Here is a 1884-nt window from a genome sequence, read left to right as displayed (position 1 = left end):
TCGTTACTCTACGGGTACTGGATTAAACGGTAAAGGCGAGAACGTGAAGTTCGACCTGAACTTCTTCGACCAATACGGCGGTACAATGTCCTATGAAACCCTGCAAAGCCAAGATAAATTGAAAGATACAAGCGTCATCTGGAATGATTACATCGACAGTAAAGATGTATCTACAGTGTTCGAAGATAACGGAAATGATATTCCGCAATTGAAAATCTCTTTGATCAACGATCTGGACAAAGCTGGCGACTTCGGCTTCACCGTATTCAACCAAGCTGCGACAGCAACAGGTAAAGTAAGCATCAAATCCGCAAAAGTAGCAAATAAAATTGAAATTGGCGACATGAACGATGTTATCGCAGCTGGCGACAAAGATATTTACATCCCAGTCGTAGCTTACGATGCACAAGGCAACAAATTGAGCGTAGAAGACCTGACTAGCGAACAAAACGTTAAACGTATCTCTGTATCCCTTTCTGGCGCTGTAGGTGATGGCGATGCAACAACGGTCTCCATTGAAGATTCAGGCGAGCACAAAGGCAGCATCAAATTGCATGAAGTGAAATCGAACGCTAAAGGCGCCGTATCTGTAACAGCTGTTATCGCTACTGCAAATGCAAGCAGCACAGCAACTAAAACTTACACAGTAGCCGATGCACGTGTACCAGATCACTTCAAAGAAGTAAAAGCACCAGCGAAATCCGCGGTTCCTGGCGGCGAGTCCAAGTTTGAGTTCGATGTTATCGACCAATATGGTAAAGTGTTGGATGATTCCTTGAACGTGAACGCGACAACAGGTTATGTCGATGCAGCTGGAAGCCACTACACAGTTGAAGCTTCCGCAGTAACGTATAGCGCAAGTGCAACAACTGATAAATATGTAAATACGAATGCTAAAATTATCGCACCAGGTACTGTTGGCGAAGTTCCTGCAAGTAATCCTACAACGTATAACCCGCTTGTATTTGACAACACAGGGACAACTGACTTTGGTACATTCAACGATGAATTCAAGTTCGTTGTATCACCTAACGCTAAAGATGAAAAAGTTGAATTCACAGCAAAAATCATCAAAACAACACCAGGTGTAACGAACCCGACTGAAATCGCGAAAGTAACAAGAACACTGAACGTTGCACAATCCACAGAAGATCTGACTTACGCTGTCGATGCAGTCGGTAACCTGTTCAACACATTAGATAGTGGCATTGTATCCGATGCAGATCAAAAGTATGCAACAGCAGCAGATAAAGTTATTACGAAAGAAGACCAAACATCTGCAGCGAAGAGCTTGATGGCCAAAGAAATCACAATCACTGCTAAGAATGCAGCAGGAGACAGTGTAGAGCTTCCAGGACAAATCACACAAGTAACATCATCGAACCAAAGCGTTGCGAAAGTTCAACTTGGTACAGGTGCCGATGCTGGTAAAGCATTCGTCATTGGTAACAAAGCAGGAACAGCAACACTGAACGTATCCTTCAAAACAATCAAAGGTGAAGTGAAACAAGCGACTGTAGCTGTAACTGTAAAAGCTGACGCAATCGATGTAAGCCAAATTACAGCTGAAGATTCAGCGACAATTAACAATGGCGACAGACCATTCGTAGCAGCAGACATTAAAGTAACAGATAACTATGGCATCACGTACGAAAAAGAAGAAGTAGCTCAATATAACCACATCTTAGGCTTGACATTCTCCGCTAGCCACGTGAAAAACGGTACGGTAGAAATCAACCAATATGGTGAAATCACAGCTACTCCATCTGGCACTGCAAACGTAACATTCGATCTGACAACAACAGCAGCAAACGGTAAATCCGTAGTAACAGCAATCACAGTAGTCCCTGCAACCTAATAAGCAGTGCTTACAGGAAATAAGAA

The 1884-nt window shown here is 43.2% G+C and carries 1 pseudogene; it reads left to right on the top strand.

From position 1 onward, the window contains the following. Positions 1 to 1858, top strand: a pseudogene (locus tag ABRS97_RS27800) (hypothetical protein); the annotation flags it as partial. Positions 1859 to 1884 lie beyond the last annotated feature (26 nt).

The organism is Paenibacillus tabacirhizosphaerae (assembly GCF_040812395.1).
Lineage (GTDB): Bacteria > Bacillota > Bacilli > Paenibacillales > NBRC-103111 > Paenibacillus_E.
The sequence above is the reverse complement of the archived record's forward strand: the minus strand, read 5'-3'. Positions and strand labels throughout refer to the sequence as shown.